This is a genomic window from Micromonospora sp. NPDC049679, assembly GCF_040659735.1.
Classification (GTDB): domain Bacteria; phylum Actinomycetota; class Actinomycetes; order Mycobacteriales; family Micromonosporaceae; genus Micromonospora_I.
In genome coordinates, this window is sequence record NZ_JBFANZ010000026.1 from 61141 (window position 1) to 77918 (window position 16778).

The window sequence follows — 16778 nt, forward strand, 5'->3', positions numbered from 1 at the left end:
GACCCCTGCAGGGATCGCGGCCGGACGTCAGTTCACGTTCGGGGTCAGGGGCGACCCATGCCGCGGTAGTCCCAGCCGGCCTGCGTCCACAGCGTTGAGTCCAGGCAGTTCCGCCCGTCGATCACCCGACGGCCGTTCGCCAGCTCGCCGAGGGCGATCGGGTCGGCGTTGCGGAAATCGGCCCACTCGGTGAGCACGCAGACCAGGTCGGAGCCGCGGACCGCGTCGGTCATCGACGCCTCGTAGGCCACGTCCGGGAGTGCCCGCTTGGCGTTCTCCATGCCTTCGGGGTCGTAGACGCGTACGTCGGCGCCGGCCTTGGCCAACATCGCGGCGACGGCCAGTGACGGCGCGTCGCGTACGTCGTCGGAGTTGGGCTTGAAGGTCGCGCCCAGCACGGCGATCCGGGTGCCGGAGAGGTCCGGTCCGGCCGGGCCCGAGCGGCGGCCCAGCAGCTCCGCGGCGAGCGTCATCACCCGGGTGCGGCGACGCAGGTTGATCAGGTCGACCTCGTGCAGGAACCGCAGCGCCTCGCCGGCGCCCAGCTCCTGCGCCCGGGCCTGGAACGCGCGGATGTCCTTCGGCAGGCAACCGCCGCCGAAGCCGACGCCGGCCTGCAGGAACCGGTTGCCGATGCGCGGGTCGTAGCCGATCGCGCGGGCGAGCTGCGTCACATCGCCGCCGGCCACCTCGCAGACCTCGGCCATCGCGTTGATGAACGAGATCTTGGTGGCGAGGAAGGCGTTGGCGGCCACCTTGACCAGCTCGGCGGTGGCGAAATCGGTCACCACCAGCGGGACCTCGCGGTCCTCGGTGGCGGCCAGGTCGAAGACACCCTTGTGGGCCGAGTAGAGCATCGAGTTGGCCCACTCGCTCTTGACGCCGACCACGATGCGGTTGGGGCGGAGCACGTCCTCGACGGCGAAGCCCTCCTGGAGGAACTCGGGGCTCCAGGCCACCTCGATCCCGAGGTCCGGGGAGACGTGCTTGCCCACGAGCTGCTCGATCCACTCGGCGGTGCCGACCGGCACGGTCGACTTTCCGACGATCAGCGCCTTGCGGGTCAGGTGCTGGGAGAGGCCCGTCACGGCCGCCTCGACGTAGGTCAGGTCCGCGCCCATCCCGTCCGCGCGCTGTGGCGTGCCCACGCAGATGAAGTGGACGTCACCGAAGTCGGCCGTCTCCTTGTAGTCGGTGGTGAAGCGTAGCCGCCCGGCCGCGAGGTTGCGGCGGAGCAGTTCGTCGAGCCCGGCCTCGTGGAACGGGACGGCGCCGCCGGAGAGCTTCGCGATCTTGGCTTCGTCGATGTCGAAGCCGATCACCTCGTAGCCGAGTTCGGCGAAGCAGATGGCGTACGTCGCGCCCAGGTACCCGGTGCCCAGGAAGGTCAGCCGCGGGCGGGCAGAGCCGGACGGAGGGGTCACCGTGGCGATTGCCGGCATGGGTTGGCTACTCGGGTACGGGATCGTCACGCCTGTGGTCTCCGCTCGCATCGGCGGCGCTGTGGGTGCGTCGCGGTCGGGTGCGGCGCCGGATCTCGGCGCCGTCATCGGACAGTTCAGATGTATTCAGGGCAGCGGCTCGGCTGCGTGACCCGGCTGAAGCCGCCGAGGTGCGCAAGCGACGATAGTGGGTGAGCCTACGCGGCCGGAAAAGGGCACCCGGTGGTTGGCCGTTATCCTCACATCCGCGCAGGCTAATCGCCAAGGGGAGGGCATCATGACCACGGAGCACTCGTTCGACGTTTATCAGTTGCCGGAGGAGCACGAGGCGATCCGGCAGGCGGTGCGGGCGGTCTGTGACGCGAAGGTCGCTCCCAACGCCGCGGAGGCTGACGAAACCGGGGAATTCCCCAAGGCATCCTACGAGGCGCTGCGCGCGGCCGACTTCCATGCTCCGCATATTCCGGCCGAATTCGGGGGCGCCGGCGCCGACGCGCTGGCCACCGCCATCGTCATCGAGGAGGTCGCCCGGGCGTGCGCCTCGTCGTCGCTGATCCCCGCCGTCAACAAGCTCGGCACGATGCCGCTGCTGCTGGCGGGCTCCGCGGACCTCAAGCGGCGCTACCTGACCCCGGTCGCCGGCGGCGACGGGATGTTCTCGTACTGCCTCTCGGAGCCCGAGGCGGGCAGCGACGCGGCCTCGATGACGACGCGCGCCGTGCGTGACGGTGACCACTACGTGCTCAACGGCGCCAAGCGGTGGATCACCAACGCCGGCGTCTCCGAGTACTACACCGTCTTCGCGGTGACCGACCCCGCCGCCCGGTCGCGTGGCATTTCCGCCTTCGTCGTGGAGAAGTCCGATCCGGGTGTGAGCTTCGGGGCGCCGGAGAAGAAGCTGGGCATCAAGGGCTCCCCGACCCGCGAGGTCTACTTCGACAACGTACGGATCCCCGCCGACCGCATGATCGGCGAGCCGGGCACCGGGTTCGCCACCGCGATGCGCACCCTCGACCACACGCGGGTCACCATCGCCGCCCAGGCGGTCGGCATCGCGCAGGGCGCGCTGGACTTCGCCAAGGGCTACGTCAAGGAGCGGCAGCAGTTCGGCAAGCCGGTCGCGGAGTTCCAGGGCATCCAGTTCATCCTCGCCGACATGGGGATGAAGCTGGAGGCGGCCCGTCAGTTGACGTACGCGGCGGCGGGCAAGTCGGAGCGGGGTGACGCGGACCTCACCTTCTTCGGTGCGGCCGCGAAGTGCTTCGCGTCGGACGCGGCGATGGAGATCACCACCGACGCGGTGCAGCTGCTCGGCGGGTACGGCTACACGAAGGACTTCCCGGTCGAGCGGATGATGCGGGACGCCAAGATCACCCAGATCTACGAGGGCACGAACCAGGTGCAGCGCATCGTGATGGCGCGCCAACTGCTCCAGGGCTGAGCGCCCACACCCGCGCGGGCAGCGCCCCGCCGGCAGCACCCCCGCGATCTTGCGCATCCGGCCCGTGCCGAACGGCGTCTCCGCCCCGAACGGGCGGCAACAACTGCAAGATCGCGGGGGACGGGCGGGTCACTCGGTCGTGCTGGACTCCTTCGCGACCGCGCGCGGCGGGGTCGACCAGGGAGACTGGCTGTCCTGCCGGCGCGGCAGGGGCGCCGGGTCGACCTCATCGGAGCCGCGTTGCGTGGGGATCGCCGCGGGCGCCCCGTCCGTTTCGTCCGTGGCCGGCGCCGTCGGCGTCGCGCCGAGGTCGCTCGGGCTCTCGTGCTCGTCCCCGCCCGACGCGTCGTCCCCGCCGGTCGCCGGCGCGGCCGCCCCGTCGCCCACCGCGTCGTCGGCGGTGACCGGCCACCGTCGCCACCGCTGGACGCTGACGGCCGCCATCACCAGCAGCACGCCGAGCAGCAGAAGCGTGCCGTTGTCCAACGGCAGGTGCAGCGGCACGGGCCGCCCGAAGATCCGCTCGTTGCCCGGAACGTTGTCGTGGACGACGAACGGTGCGACGAACATGCCGGCGTACGCCCCGATCAGCAGCAGCCCGGCGACGAGCGGGCCGAGGGGCGAGATCCGCAGCGTGCCGAGCAGGCCGAGCAGGATCCCGGCGGCCACCAGGTAGGCGGCCGGTTCGATGAGGCTGGCCGTGTCGTAACGGCCGTCGTCCACCCAGCCGGCCACGGTGCGGGTCGATCCGCCCTGGCCCATCGCGATGAGCAGCCAGGTGACCGGGGCCACCACAACGCCGGCGAGCAAGCTCCAGAGATGACGCATGGGCGCACCGTACCGTGTCCGGTATGACCGAGCAGTCCGCCGCCGTGCCATCCGGAAAGCCCACCTCCTACTCCCGCGTCACCCTCAGTCGGATCATGACTGCGATCGACGTGAACCTTTACGGGACGGTGCACGGCGGCGTGCTGATGAAGTTCGTCGACGACGTCGCCGGCGCGGCCGCCGCGCGGCACAGCGGTGGGACGGCGGTCACGGCCGCCATCGACGAGATCCTGTTCGTGGAGCCGGTGCGGGTCGGCGACCTGGTGCACGCCCACGCCCAGGTGAACTGGACGGGCCAGACCTCGATGGAGGTCGGGGTGAAGGTGGTCGCCGAGCGATGGGACACCGCCGAGGACGAGCCGATCCGGGTCGCCACCGCGTACCTGGTCTTCGTCGCCGTCGACGTGGCCGGTGCGCCGCGCGAGGTGCGCCCGGTGCTGCCGGAGACCCCGCACGACGAACGACGGTTCCGGGAGGCCGAGATCCGGCGCGAGCACCGGCTGGCCCGGCGCCGGGCCATCCAGCGCGCGCGGGCGAGCGGCTAACGGGCGCGGCGGTCGACCGGAGGTAGGCGACGGTCACCGGAAGGTGGAGCAGCAGCGACGTGACCACGCCCGGGGCGTAACCGCCGCTGTGGATGGCGGCCGGCACGTGCGGCACCAGCACGTTGATGAGCATGATCCACGCGAGCACCCGCGGCAGGTCGGGCCGGTCACGGCGGACGCCGACGACGACGAGCGCCAGGCCGACGACTGAGCCGCGCGGGTCCACGTAGGTGCCACAACTGCAACATCGCGGGGAATGGCCACATAGGTCGGGGTGGGACGGTGTGGGGTGGGCACGCGTCGCGCGGGGCCGACAGGGTCGCAGAATGACCGCCGGGGTACGGCAAGATGGCGGCCAGGACCACTACAGCGTCGTGGCGGTCCGGGGGAGGGGTGACACAGTGGGTGACGTGCTCTGGACGCCGCCGGCCGACGTCCGCGAACGATCCCGGATCGGCGACTACCTGCGCTGGCTGACCGCGGAGCGGGGCCTGGACTTCGCCGACTACGACGCCCTGTGGCGCTGGTCGGTGACCGACCTCGACGCGTTCTGGCGCACCATCTGGGACTACTTCCAGGTGATCGCGCACACCGCGCCGGAAACCACCCTGGCGCGCCGGACCATGCCCGGGGCGCGCTGGTTTCCCGGGGCGACCCTCAACTACGCCGAGCATGTGCTGCGCATGCCCGGCCTCGCCGACGACGACCCGGTGGTGCTCGGCTACAGCCAGAGCCGGGCACCGGTCACGCTGACCGCGGCCGAGCTACGTGAGCAGGTGCGCCGCGTCCGTGCCGGGCTGCGGCGGCTCGGCGTCGGCCGCGGTGACCGGGTCGCGGCGTACGCGCCGAACATCCCCGAGACCTTCGTGCTGATGCTCGCCACCACCAGTCTCGGGGCGGTCTTCTCGTCCTGCGCGCCCGAGTTCGGCACGCGCAGCGTGGTGGACCGTTGGCAGCAGATCGAGCCCACCGTGCTGGTCGCCGTCGACGGCTACCGCTACGGGGAGAAGCCGGTCGACCGGCGCGCGGAGCTGGCGGCGATCCGGGCCGCGCTGCCGTCGGTCGTACACACCGTCCTTCTCTCCTATCTGGACGGCCAGGCCGCGCCGCCACCGGCGACGATGACCTGGGCCGAGCTCGCAGCCGAGACCGACGAGGCGATGGAGTTCGCCGCGGTCGCCTTCGACCACCCGCTCTACGTGCTCTATTCCTCGGGCACGACCGGGCTGCCCAAGCCCATCGTGCACGGCCACGGCGGCATCCTGCTCGAACATCTGAAGATGCTCGCCCTGCACCATGACCTGGGGCCGGGGGACCGGTTCTTCTGGTTCAGCACGACGGGCTGGATGATGTGGAACTTCCTGGTCTCCGGGCCGGCGGTCGGCGCGGCGATCGTGCTCTACGACGGGAATCCGGGCCATCCCGACCTGGGCGCGTTGTGGCGGCTGGCGGACGAGGCGAAGGTGACCTACTTCGGCACCTCGGCGCCGTTCCTGCTGGCCTGCCGCAAGGCCGGAGTGGTGCCGCGCGAGCAGGCCGACCTCTCCGCGCTGCGCGCGGTGGGCTCGACCGGCGCGCCGCTCCCGGCCGAGGGGTTCAGCTGGGTGTACGAGACGGTCAGCGACACGGTTCAGCTGCAGTCGCTCTCCGGTGGCACCGACGTCTGCACCGGCTTCGTCGGCGGGGTGCCGCTGGTGCCGGTCTACGCCGGGGAGATCGGCTGCCGCTGCCTCGGCGCCAAGGTCGAGGCACGTTCGGCCGATGGCACACCGGTCGTGGGCGAGCTCGGCGAGCTGGTGATCACCGAGCCGATGCCGAGCATGCCGGTCGGCTTCTGGAACGACCCGGACGGTTCGCGCTACCGGGAGGCGTACTTCGACCTCTACCCCGGGGTGTGGCGGCACGGCGACTGGATCACGGTCAGTGAGCGGGGGAGCTGCGTGATCACGGGGCGCTCCGACGCGACGCTCAACCGGGGCGGGGTCCGGCTGGGTACCGCCGAGTTCTACTCCGTGGTCGAGGCGCTCCCCGAGGTGGTCGACTCGGTCGTGATCCACCTCGAGGATCCCGAGGGGGGCGCGGGCGACCTGCTCCTCTTCGTGGTCCTCGCCGACGGGTTGGAGCTCGACGACGCGCTGCGTCGGAGGATCGCCGGGGAGTTGCGCACCGCGCTCTCGCCACGGCACGTGCCCGACGAGATCCACCAGGTGCGGGCGGTGCCCCGGACGCTGTCGGCGAAGAAGCTGGAGGTGCCGGTGAAGAAGATCCTGACCGGCACGCCGGTGGAGTCGGCGGCGGCCACCGGGGCGCTCGCCAACCCGGAGTCGCTGGCGGCCTTCGAGCGGTTCGCGAAGGAGCGCACCGACCGCTGAGCCGAGCCTGAGCTGACCGCGCGGGCCCGCTTATCCACCCACACGTCTGGCAACGGGAAGGGTCGGGCGGAGCGTCCCCTCTTCGTGGGCGTCTACCTCCGCCTGACCATCACCGACACGCTCGCCGTGTGGGTCGAGGGCAGCACCGCGTTCGATCCGCTTGCCAAGATCACCCGTACCTTCTGGTGCCGGCTCCCCGGCGACTGGGTCGCCGACGGCGCGCTCTGCGAGACACGCCGCGACTCCCTCGTCGACCGCCTCTACGGGCCCGGCTGGCGGAGCGGAAACCCCGACGGGTCGCGCTACATCATCCTGGACATGCAGGAGAAGGTGCTCTCCGAGCGGGAGGCCGAGGGCAAGCCCTGGCTGAGCGACCGGGCCAACTTCTACGTGTGCGAGCCGGACGGCACGCTGCGCGAGGTGGTGCCGAGCCGGTTGTGACCGCCGCGGCTACGCCAGGGTCACGGTGACCTTCTCGGCCGCGGCGCGGTCGGGAAGCCGGGTCGGGTCGGCATGCCCACACAGGACGATGCTCGCGCCCACGGTGAGCGGAGCCAACAGCCAGTCGATCGGGTTGGCGTGCCGCGCGGCGTCGACCAGCACCCGCGCGCCGGGCACGAGGCCCAGCTCCGCGCCGCGCCGGGTCGCGCGGTCGGCCAGGTCCGCGTCCTGCGGGCCCCCGGTCGGGTACGGCGTGAAGTGGTCGCCGTGTCCGCGTACCTCCACGACGTAGTCGCTGAACCCGGCGGGCAGCTCACGTACCGGCGCGGCCATCGGGGCCAGGGCCAGCGCGTAGCGCTCCCCGGCCGGCCAGGCGGTCGCCTCGTCCACCCGGTCCGCGGCGGCGAAGAGCACCTCCACGGACCGCACCGCCTCGGTCTGGACATCGAGCCCGGCGGACCAGGCGCCGAGCAGCACGGCGGCGGTCTGCCAGTGCGGCGGCAGGAGCACCCCGACCGCGTCGCCGGGCGCCATCCCCGCCCCGTCGACCAGCAGATTGGCGGTCTTCGACACCCAGTTCGTCAGCGTCGCGCCGGAGAGTTCGGTGCGCTCCCCGGTCGCGTCGTCGTACCAGGTGAGCAGCGGGCGGATCGGATCCTGGGCCACCGCGGCGGCGAAGATCCGGGCAATGTTCTCGGCCATCTGTCAGGACGATACCGGTTGGGGCACGCACCGTGACGGGCTGATCCCGTCCAGCTGACGAGAGGATGACGGGATCGGGAAAGACAGTTCACTGGTCGCGTCGCAGGCATCGGCGCGCGTGCGGCGCGGCGTAGGCTTGACGGTGAGTGTTGTAGCCCACAGCCCCCGCCATCGAGGAGTTGCCCAGTGACCGCCGGTCGCCCGCCCCGCGTGCTCATCGACGCCACGAGTGTCCCTGCCGACCGGGGTGGCGTCGGTCGATACGTCGACGGTCTGCTCGGCGCGCTCGGCAAGGTCATCGGATCGCGGGTGGAGCTCGCGGTGGTCGGATTGCGCACCGACGCCGAGCGCTACACCCGGATGCTGCCGGCCGCCGAGGTGATCCCCGCGCCGGCGGCGGTCGCGCACCGGCCCGCCCGCCTCGCGTGGGAGCAGACCGGCCTGCCGCTCCTCGCCCAGCAGGTCGGTGCCGACGTGCTCCATTCGCCGTTCTACACCTGTCCGCTGCGGGCCGGCTGTCCGGTGACGGTGACCGTGCACGACGCGACGTTCTTCACCGAGCCGGAGCATTACGACAAATCCCGCCGGACGTTCTTCCGCAGCGCGATCAAGACCTCGCTGCGCCGCGCGGGCCGGGTGATCGTGCCGAGCAAGGCGACCCGCGATGAGTTGATCCGGCTGCTCGACGCCGATCCCACCCGCATCGACGTCGCCTACCACGGCGTCGACCAGAACGCGTTCCACGCCCCGACCGACGAGGAGAAGGCGCGGGTCCGGGCGCGGCTCGGACTCGGCAACACCAGCTACATCGCCTTCCTCGGCGCCAAGGAGCCCCGTAAGAACGTGCCCAACCTGATCCGGGGCTGGGCGCTCGCCGTACAGGACCGGCCCAATCCGCCGGCGCTGGTGGTCGCGGGCGGTCAGGGGCACGACGACGACATCGACCGGGCCGTCGCGGACGTCCCCGCGCACCTGCGGCTGCTCCGCCCCGGCTACCTGCGCTACGCGGACCTGCCCGGTTTCCTCGGCGGGGCGCTGGTCGCCGCCTACCCCTCGTACGGGGAGGGCTTCGGCCTGCCGATCCTGGAGGCGATGGCCTGCGCGGCCCCGGTGCTGACCACCCCGCGCCTCTCGCTTCCGGAGGTGGGGGGCGACGCGGTGGCCTACACCAGCGAAGACCCCGGCCAGATCGCCACCGACCTGGGCGCGCTCCTCGACGACGAGGCGCGCCGGCTCGCGCTGGCCAAGGCCGGCTTCGACCGGGCCAAGGAGTTCACCTGGGAGTCGAGCGCCGAGGTGCACATCGCGGCCTGGAGCCGGGCGGCCGTGTGATACCCCCGTCCCGCGTAGTCCGCCGAGCGGGCCAGGCATGATGGGCTGATGCTCTTCGCCGTCATCCCGGCTGGTGGCAGCGGGACACGTCTGTGGCCGCTGTCCCGCGCCAGCAACCCCAAGTTCCTGCATCCGCTCACCGGCACCAGCGCCTCGTTGCTGCAGGCGACCGTGGAGCGGCTGGCGCCGCTGAGCACCCCGGACCGCACGCTGGTCGTGACGGGAGCCGCCCACGCCGCGGCGGTCGCCCGGCAGCTGGCGGCGGTCCCGGAGGAGAACATCCTCGTCGAGCCCTCGCCGCGTGACTCGTGCGCGGCGATCGCCCTGGCCGCGGCGGTGATCGCCCGCCGCGACCCCGAGGCCGTGATGGGATCGTTCGCCGCGGACCACCTGATCGGCGACACGGAACGCTACGTGGAGACGGTCCGCCAGGCGGTGATCGGCGCCGAGCAGGGCCTGCTGATGACGGTGGGGATCACCCCCACCCGGCCGGAGACCGGCTACGGCTACCTCCAGTGCGGCGGACCGATCGGTTCCGGCCCGCTCCGCCGGGTCGAGGAATTCACCGAGAAGCCGGCGTACGACGTGGCGGAGAGCTACCTGAAGTCCGGACGTCACTTGTGGAACGCGGGCATGTTCGTGTGGCGGGTCGACGTGTTTCTCGCCGAGTTGGCCCGCCAGCAGCCCGATCTGCACGCCGGTCTGATGCGGATCATCGATGCCTGGGATTCCGCCGAGCGCGACCATGTGCTGGGCGAGGTCTGGCCGACGCTGCGGAAGATCTCCGTCGACTACGCGGTGATGGAGGGGGCCGCCGAGGCCGGGCGGGTGGGGACCGTACCGGGTGATTTCGGGTGGAACGACGTCGGCGACTTCCACACGCTCGGCGAGATGCTCCCGACCGACGCGGACGGCAACGTGGTGCTCGGGGCGCCGGAGGCCGAGGAGAAGCCGGGCGTGCTGCTGCATGACAGCAGCGGGCTGGTCGTGGTGCCGCACTCCGGGCGGCTGATCGCCACGCTCGGGGTGCGGGACCTGATCGTCGTGGACACACCGGACGTGGTGCTGGTCTGCCCGCGCGACCGTGCGCAGGACGTCAAGAAGCTGGTCGACGGGCTCAAGGAGCGAGGCGAAGAGACGTACGTGTGACCGCCGCGAGCGCGGGTGCCACCAGTTGGGCGGTGGCATCCGCGAGCGGCTCGGGGAGCGAGTCCGGCGGGAACCAGCCGAGCGCCGCGGATTCCGCGCTCACCCGCTCGATCGCCCCGGGCGGCGCGATCGCCGCGTAACGCACGTCGTAATGCAGCGATCCGCCCCCGCAGCGGACCGGATGGATGTCCAGGTCGATCGGGACGGGATGCAACCGCAGGCCGCTGATCCCGGATTCCTCGGTCGCCTCCCGCAGCGCCGCGTCGGCGAGCGTCGGGTCGCCCGGCTCGCAGTGGCCGCCCAACTGCACCCAGCGGTGGAACCGCCCGTGCAGACAGAGCAGCACCCGGGCGGCGTCCGCGTCGACCACCAGCGCACTGGCCGTGACGTGACCGGGCTGATGCTCCCGCGTCATCGCCACCGGCCCCGCGGCCAGCAGCCGCAGCGTCCGGTCGCGCGCGGTCGCGGCCGCCGGATTCGGCGGCCGCCACCCGCCGAGCACGACGACCGCGTCGGCGTGCAGCTTCTCCAGCACCCGACCACTGTACGGGTGGCTGCTCCGTACGCTGATCCACATGGCCGGCCTGTCGCACCCCGTGGAACTGACCGTCGCCGGCAACGAGGCCAGTGACCTGCTTCCCGTCCGGTCACCGGAGCTGCTGGCCGCGTACGGCGCCCGTCGCGCCTTCTGGACCGTGCTCGACGAGGGCCCCGTCGAGCAGTGCCTGGCGCTGCTGGTGCAGCGGCGCGACGGCGGGTGGTCCGAGGAGCTCGTCGCCTTCGACGCGGGTCCGGAGGCCGGCCGCACCGAGGACGGCGAGGCGCTGGCCCACCGCGACGGCTGGGTCTACGTCCTCGGGTCGCACTTCGGCTCCAAACGCGGTCCGCTGCGGCCCCGCCGGGCGTTCGTCGCCCGGTTCCGGGAGGCCTCGTGCGTGGGCGGGCGGCCTGTTCCGCTGCAGGTGGTGCGCAACCAGTTCCGGCTGCACCGGGTGGTCAACGACGCGCTCCGCGCGGCCGACATCGCGGTGTTGCCGCCCGGCGAGCGGGTGCGGGACCGATTCATCGTCGAGACGGTGGCCCGGGGGAGCGCACGGTCGAAGACCTGCGTCACGCGGCTCGCTCACGGCGACCTGCCGATGAATGTCGAGGCCGCCGCGTTCACCCCCGCCGGCACCCTGCTCGTCGGGCTCCGCTTCCCGGTCACCGACAAAGGAGAGCCGATCTTCGTGGAACTCGCCGGGGTCGAGGGGATGTTCGACGACGACCCGCGCAGCTGGCCGCGGGTGGTGCGGGCGTACGCGCTGACCGGGGTGACACCGGTCGGAGCCCTGACCGGCTGCCGGGCCCTCTCCGCCCGGGGCGACAACTCGTACGACGCGGTGATCGGCTCGATCGACGCGGTCGGCAAGGGGTCGGTACTGCTCGACGAGCATCCGCACGGCGGTGAGGTGAGCTGTCGGCACGTGCGCTTCCGGCTGCCGGCCGGGAACGGAGGGCCGGCGCTCGCCGGCGAACTCGTCGCCGACCTGGCCCCGCTGCACAACGTGGAAGGTCTCGCCGACGTGGATGGAATCCGCTTCTACGTCACTGATGAGGACCATCGGGTCGCGCTCTGGCTGGCCTGACCCCACTGGCCGGCCTTCAACGACGATCAACGCTGCGCGCCCGAGTACCGCCCCCGCGGAGCGGAAGGCCGCGGACCCTCGTGGCGGTCGCCCGGGCACCGACGCCTTCGCCGGCTGCAGACGACGAGCATGACGGCGGGGCCCGCCGGGCGTCGAGGCATTTCAGCTGTCGCCGAAAGACACAGGTCGCGACGGCCCGATAGGGTGCGGTTGGCCGCCGGCCCACCCCCGCCCGCAGCCTCCCGGGAGCGTTCCGTGCTGAGAATATTCTTCTCCAGCGAGGACATCGCCCGGACCCGGGTCGCCCCCGCCGACCCGGTCTGGGAGTTGGTGCTGAGCCTGCATCTGTTGCAGGGACGCAGCCGTGACCCGATCATGGCCGGCTGGCGACGCGACGTCTCCCGCGCGCTGCGCCGCGACACCGACAGCCGCGACCTCCGGCTGCTCTTCGCGCTCAACCCGCCGCGCGGCTACTTCCCGGATTTCCTCACCCCCTACAACAGCCTGCAGGGGTTCGAGGCGGGACTTGCCGCGGTCCGGGCCACCCCGCCCGAGCTGCTCCACCGCGACCTCACCCTGTTCGCGGCCGGAAACCCCCTGCCCGCCACCGCGTCGGCCCTCGCGCGCGGCGAGCCGGAGGTGCTGCAGCACCTCACCGACTCGATGGAGCGGTACCGGGACGTGGCGATCGCGCCGTACTGGGAGCGGATCCAGGCGGCAGTCGAGGCGGACCGGACGCGGCGGTCCCGCTCGCTGCTCGACGGGGGCGCGGAGGGGCTGCTGGCGAGCCTGCGTCCGGCGATGCAGTGGGATTCCGGCGTGCTGCGGGTGCTGGACTACCCGGCCCGCCGCGAGCTGCACCTGGACGGCCGGGGACTGCTGCTGGTGCCGTCGTTCTTCTGCGCCCGTACCCCGGTCGCGCTCGTCGATCCCAGTCTGCCGCCGGTGCTCGTCTATCCGGTGGACCGGCTGGGCGCGCTGGCGTCCGCGCCCGGCGAGGGCGAGACCCGTCCACCGGCGGGCGGCGCCGACGGACAGGCGGCGTTGGCCGCGCTGCTCGGCCGCACCCGCGCCGCGGTGCTGGAGGTGGTCGACGGTGGCTGTTCGACGGGCGAGGTCGCCCGCCGGCTGCACATCTCGCCCGCGGCCGCGAGTCAGCATGCCACCGTGCTGCGCAATGCCGGGCTGCTGGTCAGCCACCGGGACCGCAACACGGTGCTGCACACGCTCACCCCCCTCGGCCGGGCCATGCTCGACCAACCGTGACGGCGCTCAACGAGCGATGTCCCAGCCGCACCCCGTCGATCAAGGACTTTCGCGTCGATCAAGGACGTATTCACACGATTGGAGATCAAACAGTGTGAATACGTCCTTGATCGACGGGCGCAGTCACGGGCGCGGGGGCGGGGGCCGGGGGGCGGGGTGGGGGGCGGGGGCTAGACGGCGAGGATGGTGGTGAGGGTGTGGTCGTCGCCGGGTGGGGGCATCGGGAGGGGGGCGCTGGGCACACCCTCGGCGGCGAGTGCGGCGCGCAGCCGGTGCAGGTCGGCACCGAAGCGGATCAGGTCCACCGGTGCCGCGGGGGCGGGCAGCCGACAGAGGATCAATCCCGTGGCACCGACCGGTGCGTCGGGCGCGAGTTCGTCGCGTATCTCCGGGTCGGTCGTGTGGGTGAAGGCCGTGCCAGGGGCGATCACTCCGGCCACGGCCGCGATCGCCCGGGCGACCGCAGTCGCCCTGACCGGCTCGGCCGGCAACGCGAGTGGGTCGGCCATCGTCGCCGCCGCGAGGAACCCGGCGGCGGTCGCCTCGGCGGTGCCGAGCGAGAAGAGGTCCTGGGCGGCATCGCGGATCAGCGCCACCGCCCCGGCGCCGTCGTCCGGTCGCGCCGTTCTGAGATAGCCCCGAACCACCGCCACGGGCACCTGGTCGCATTTCCCCTTGACGAGTTCCCCGGCGCCGGCGAGTTCGTCGACCACCGCCATCTCGGTGATGTGCAGTTCGTTGCCGTACGCGTCGATCTCGCCCCGGTGGTCGCGGATCGGGCCGATCCCGGCGGCCCCGAGCGCCACGTCGGTGAGGCCGTTGCGCCAGGGGCGCCCCATCGTGTCGGAGATGATGATCGCCACGTCGACGCCGTGCCGTTCGCGGAGCGTGGCCCGCAGGGCGCGGGCCGAGGCGTCCGGGTCCTTCGGCAGCAGCACCAGCCGGGACGGGTCCACGTTGGAGGCGTCGATGCCGGCCGCGGCCATCACGAAGCCGTGGTGGGTCTGCACGATCCGGGTCTGCCCACGCCGGGCCACGGGACGGGCCGTCTCCGCGGCCAGGGTCTCCTCGCGCGCCGCGGCCCGTTCCGGCCCGTCGACCGGCACGTCGACGAGGCGCCCTTCCGCCTTCGAAACGATCTTGCTGGTGACCACCAGGACGTCGCCGTCGCGCAGCCACGGCGCCGCGTCGGCGATGAGCGCCGCGAGGTCGTCTCCCGGCGTGACGTCACCGATGCCGTGCACCGGCAGGATCTCCAGGGATGTGCCGTTTCCGGCGCCGTCCGGCTCGGGGGCGCTGTGTCTGCCGCTCATGTCAGCTCCATCGCGTCTCGGACCATCGCCGTGGTCGCCACCTCGTCCGACATCCACAGTGGAGTCGCTCGGACCGTCACCCCCGGCACGTCGGCGCCGTCGTCACTCGTGTCGACCAGCCAGCCGTCGAGCACGCCGCCCTCGCGGCGCGGGCCGTAGAGCCGTCCCACGCCGGCGGCGCTGCACTCGGCGCCGATCACGGCCAGGCACTTGTCGGCCATGCCGCGCACCGGCGCGCCCCCGATGATGGGGGAGATGCCGATCACCGGCGCCCGTCCGCCGGTCAACGCCGCGCGCAGCCCGGGCACGGCCAGGATGGGAGCGATGCTCACCACCGGGTTGCTCGGCGCGACGAGCACCACGTCGGCGTTGCCGAGCGCGTCGAGCACGCCGGGCGCGGGCGTCGCCGCGTCGGCGCCGACGAACACGAACCGGCGTGTCGGGATGTCGCCGCGGTGCCGTACCCACCACTCCTGGAAGTGGATCGCCCGCTGGCCCTCATCGGTCTCGACCACGACGTGGGTCTCAAGCCGGTCGTCCGTCGCCGGCAGCAGGCGTACGCCGGGCTGCCAGCGCGCGCAGAGCGCCTCGGTCACGGCGGAGAGCGGATATCCCGCGTTGAGCATGTTCGTCCGTACGAGATGCGTGGCGAGGTCCTTGTCGCCCAGCCCGAACCAGGTCGGCTGCGCATCGTAGGCCGCGAGTTCCTGTCGGACCGCCCAGGTCTCGCCGGCCCGGCCCCACCCGCGCTCCGCGTCGGCGGCCCCGCCGAGCGTGTACATCACGCTGTCCAGGTCCGGGGAGATCCGCAGCCCGTGCATGATCGCGTCATCGCCCACGTTGACGACCGCGGTCACCTCGGCGCCGACCTCACGCGCGTACGCCCGCACGCCGGTGAGGAAGCGGGCCCCGCCGATCCCCCCGGCAAGTACCACGATGTGCATGCCGACCATCCTCGCCTACCGCCGGGTCGGCGCCGCACGGTGGGTTACGCGGTTTCGACCGCGTGGACTTCGGGGAATCATCCGGCAGCCCGTCCCGCTACGCTCACGGGCGCATCCGTCCGCCATCGTCACAGGGGGATCCTTGACCACCCAACCCGGAACCGCGCCGACCGACGGTGTGCCCGCCAGCCAGATAACCAAGCCCTTACGGGAACTGGCCGCGCTCGTGCTCCTCGGCGCCAACGCCGTCTTCCTCTTCGTCGCGCTGCTCACCCTGCTCTTCCCGGACAGCGAGTTCAGCGGCGAGTTCACGTTGCGCGCGGCGGCCAGCTTCGACGGCTTCATCGGGCTCGACAACATTGTCCTGCCGATCCTGGCGGTGCTGCTCGCCACGCACATCCAGCCGGCGGTGGGCCGCGCCAAGCTGATCACTGTGGTGGCGCTGGTCGAGTACGCGGTTTCGGTCGTCTTCGGGGTGCTGTTCGGGCTCCTGATCGGGCTGGTCGCGCTCTTCGAGCGCAGCGTGTGGGTGGCCTTCCAGACGCTGCTGGTCCGGTTGGCCTGGCTTGCCGTTCTCGGGGTTGCCGCTTACGCCGTGTTGACGCTCTGGCGCACGCTCTACTACGTCCCCAAGCCCAAGCCCCAGCCCGGCCTCTACGGCCAGCCCCAGGGTTACGGCCAGCCCGGCTACCCCCACCAGGGCGGCTACCCGCAGCAGCCGTACGGCCAGCAGCCGGGATACCCGCAGGGATACCCCCAGGGCTACGGCCAGCCCGGCTACCCGCAGCAGCCGTACGGGCAGCCCGGCGCGCCCGGGCAGCAGCAGTTCGGGTCCCCCTACATGCCGGCCCCGCAGTCGGCCCCGCCGGCTCCGCAGCCCACGGCCCCGATGCAGCCGAGCGCCGCGCCGGTGTCGGACTCCCCGGTGTCGGCCACGCCGCCGGCGGCCACCCCCGCCGCCCCGGGTGGCGAGGAAGCGGCCGACCAGCGGACCCAGGCGATCAGGCCGCTCGACCAGCAGCCGGGCGAGCCGGAGTCCTCGGACGACGGTCAGCGCACTCAGGTGATCAAGCCGAGCGAGCCGCGCTAGCGCCGCTGGCGATCATCCGCGTACGAAGGGCGTCCCGGCCGGGGCGCCCTTCCGCCGTATATGGCGGTCGCCACGCTGTGTGGTGGGTGCCAGGGCCTAGGCTTCACGGGTGGCTGATCGAATGGAATCCCGCCCTACCGAGGACGCCGCGGCGCCCCAGGCCGCCCGCGGGGCCGCCCCGGCGCCCCGGCAGCTGCACGAAGTATGTGTTGACCGATTTGCCGAATCCGGACCACATCGCGTGTCGGCCGGTCATCGCGCCGCTGGCGTTGGTCGGGCACCAGC

Annotated in this window: 16 protein-coding genes and 1 pseudogene; 9 read left to right on the plus strand and 8 right to left on the minus strand. The window is 72.3% G+C overall.

Features of this window, described 5'->3' with window-relative positions:
- Positions 1 to 44: 44 nt before the first annotated feature.
- The gene (locus AB0J06_RS18135; RefSeq protein ID WP_357429877.1) at positions 45 to 1472 is read right to left on the minus strand and encodes a UDP-glucose/GDP-mannose dehydrogenase family protein; all 1428 of its coding nucleotides are present in this window, start codon (positions 1470 to 1472) and stop codon (positions 45 to 47) included.
- Positions 1473 to 1719: 247 nt separating this feature from the next.
- Here AB0J06_RS18135 and AB0J06_RS18140 point away from each other — a divergent pair, with 247 nt between their 5' ends.
- On the plus strand, positions 1720 to 2883 hold the full coding sequence (locus AB0J06_RS18140) for an acyl-CoA dehydrogenase family protein (RefSeq protein WP_357429879.1): 1164 nt from the start codon (positions 1720 to 1722) through the stop codon (positions 2881 to 2883).
- A 129-nt stretch (positions 2884 to 3012) separates the two neighbouring features.
- On the opposite strand, the gene AB0J06_RS18145 is transcribed toward AB0J06_RS18140, so the two are convergent.
- A complete protein-coding gene (locus tag AB0J06_RS18145; protein ID WP_357429881.1) occupies positions 3013 to 3711 on the minus strand; it encodes a hypothetical protein in 699 nt (232 codons plus the stop codon).
- A gap of 23 nt (positions 3712 to 3734) precedes the next feature.
- Here AB0J06_RS18145 and AB0J06_RS18150 point away from each other — a divergent pair, with 23 nt between their 5' ends.
- Positions 3735 to 4256 carry a hotdog domain-containing protein gene (locus AB0J06_RS18150; RefSeq protein ID WP_357429883.1) on the plus strand — a complete coding sequence of 174 codons (522 nt, stop codon included), beginning with the start codon at positions 3735 to 3737 and terminating at the stop codon, positions 4254 to 4256.
- An 82-nt stretch (positions 4257 to 4338) separates the two neighbouring features.
- Here AB0J06_RS18150 and AB0J06_RS18155 read toward each other — a convergent pair.
- A pseudogene (locus AB0J06_RS18155) lies at positions 4339 to 4389 on the minus strand (hypothetical protein); the annotation flags it as partial.
- 268 nt (positions 4390 to 4657) lie between these two features.
- Between AB0J06_RS18155 and AB0J06_RS18160 the strand changes: the two are divergent.
- The gene (locus AB0J06_RS18160; protein ID WP_357429916.1) at positions 4658 to 6628 is read left to right on the plus strand and encodes an acetoacetate--CoA ligase; all 1971 of its coding nucleotides are present in this window, start codon (positions 4658 to 4660) and stop codon (positions 6626 to 6628) included.
- Positions 6629 to 6712: 84 nt separating this feature from the next.
- Entirely contained in the window at positions 6713 to 7069 is a 357-nt protein-coding gene (locus AB0J06_RS18165; protein WP_357429885.1) for a hypothetical protein, read from the plus strand.
- Positions 7070 to 7078: 9 nt separating this feature from the next.
- Here AB0J06_RS18165 and AB0J06_RS18170 read toward each other — a convergent pair whose 3' ends face one another.
- Positions 7079 to 7771, minus strand: a complete 693-nt coding sequence (locus AB0J06_RS18170) for a TIGR03089 family protein (protein ID WP_357429887.1) — start codon at positions 7769 to 7771, stop codon at positions 7079 to 7081.
- Positions 7772 to 7957: 186 nt separating this feature from the next.
- On the opposite strand from AB0J06_RS18170, the gene AB0J06_RS18175 reads away from it, so the two are divergent.
- Together AB0J06_RS18175 and AB0J06_RS18180 are read left to right on the plus strand one after the other, a co-directional pair.
- Complete coding sequence (locus tag AB0J06_RS18175; RefSeq protein ID WP_357429889.1) at positions 7958 to 9103, plus strand: glycosyltransferase family 1 protein; 1146 nt, start codon at positions 7958 to 7960, stop codon at positions 9101 to 9103.
- Between the two features lie 48 nt (positions 9104 to 9151).
- Complete coding sequence (locus AB0J06_RS18180) at positions 9152 to 10252, plus strand: sugar phosphate nucleotidyltransferase (RefSeq protein WP_357429891.1); 1101 nt, start codon at positions 9152 to 9154, stop codon at positions 10250 to 10252.
- On the opposite strand, the gene AB0J06_RS18185 is transcribed toward AB0J06_RS18180, so the two are convergent.
- Positions 10221 to 10787, minus strand: a complete 567-nt coding sequence (locus AB0J06_RS18185; RefSeq protein ID WP_357429893.1) for an NUDIX hydrolase — start codon at positions 10785 to 10787, stop codon at positions 10221 to 10223. The genes AB0J06_RS18180 and AB0J06_RS18185 overlap by 32 nt on opposite strands.
- Before the next feature lie 40 nt (positions 10788 to 10827).
- Here AB0J06_RS18185 and AB0J06_RS18190 point away from each other — a divergent pair, with 40 nt between their 5' ends.
- Both AB0J06_RS18190 and AB0J06_RS18195 read left to right on the plus strand, forming a co-directional pair.
- On the plus strand, positions 10828 to 11880 hold the full coding sequence (locus AB0J06_RS18190; protein WP_357429895.1) for a hypothetical protein: 1053 nt from the start codon (positions 10828 to 10830) through the stop codon (positions 11878 to 11880).
- 255 nt (positions 11881 to 12135) lie between these two features.
- On the plus strand, positions 12136 to 13146 hold the full coding sequence (locus tag AB0J06_RS18195) for a winged helix-turn-helix domain-containing protein (protein ID WP_357429897.1): 1011 nt from the start codon (positions 12136 to 12138) through the stop codon (positions 13144 to 13146).
- Positions 13147 to 13316: 170 nt separating this feature from the next.
- Here AB0J06_RS18195 and AB0J06_RS18200 read toward each other — a convergent pair whose 3' ends face one another.
- Positions 13317 to 14459: a coenzyme F420-0:L-glutamate ligase gene (locus tag AB0J06_RS18200; protein WP_357429899.1), complete on the minus strand. Its 1143-nt coding sequence runs from the start codon at positions 14457 to 14459 to the stop codon at positions 13317 to 13319.
- Complete coding sequence (gene cofD / locus AB0J06_RS18205) at positions 14456 to 15403, minus strand: 2-phospho-L-lactate transferase (RefSeq protein ID WP_357429901.1); 948 nt, start codon at positions 15401 to 15403, stop codon at positions 14456 to 14458. Before cofD ends, AB0J06_RS18200 begins: the two co-directional genes overlap by 4 nt.
- Positions 15404 to 15545: 142 nt before the next feature.
- On the opposite strand from cofD, the gene AB0J06_RS18210 reads away from it, so the two are divergent.
- Positions 15546 to 16493, plus strand: coding sequence for a hypothetical protein (locus AB0J06_RS18210; protein WP_357429903.1), 948 nt, complete (start codon positions 15546 to 15548; stop codon positions 16491 to 16493).
- Positions 16494 to 16596: 103 nt separating this feature from the next.
- On the opposite strand, the gene AB0J06_RS18215 is transcribed toward AB0J06_RS18210, so the two are convergent.
- Positions 16597 to 16778, minus strand: a 182-nt coding sequence (locus AB0J06_RS18215) for a hypothetical protein (protein WP_357429905.1), incomplete at its 5' end; no start/stop codon positions are given.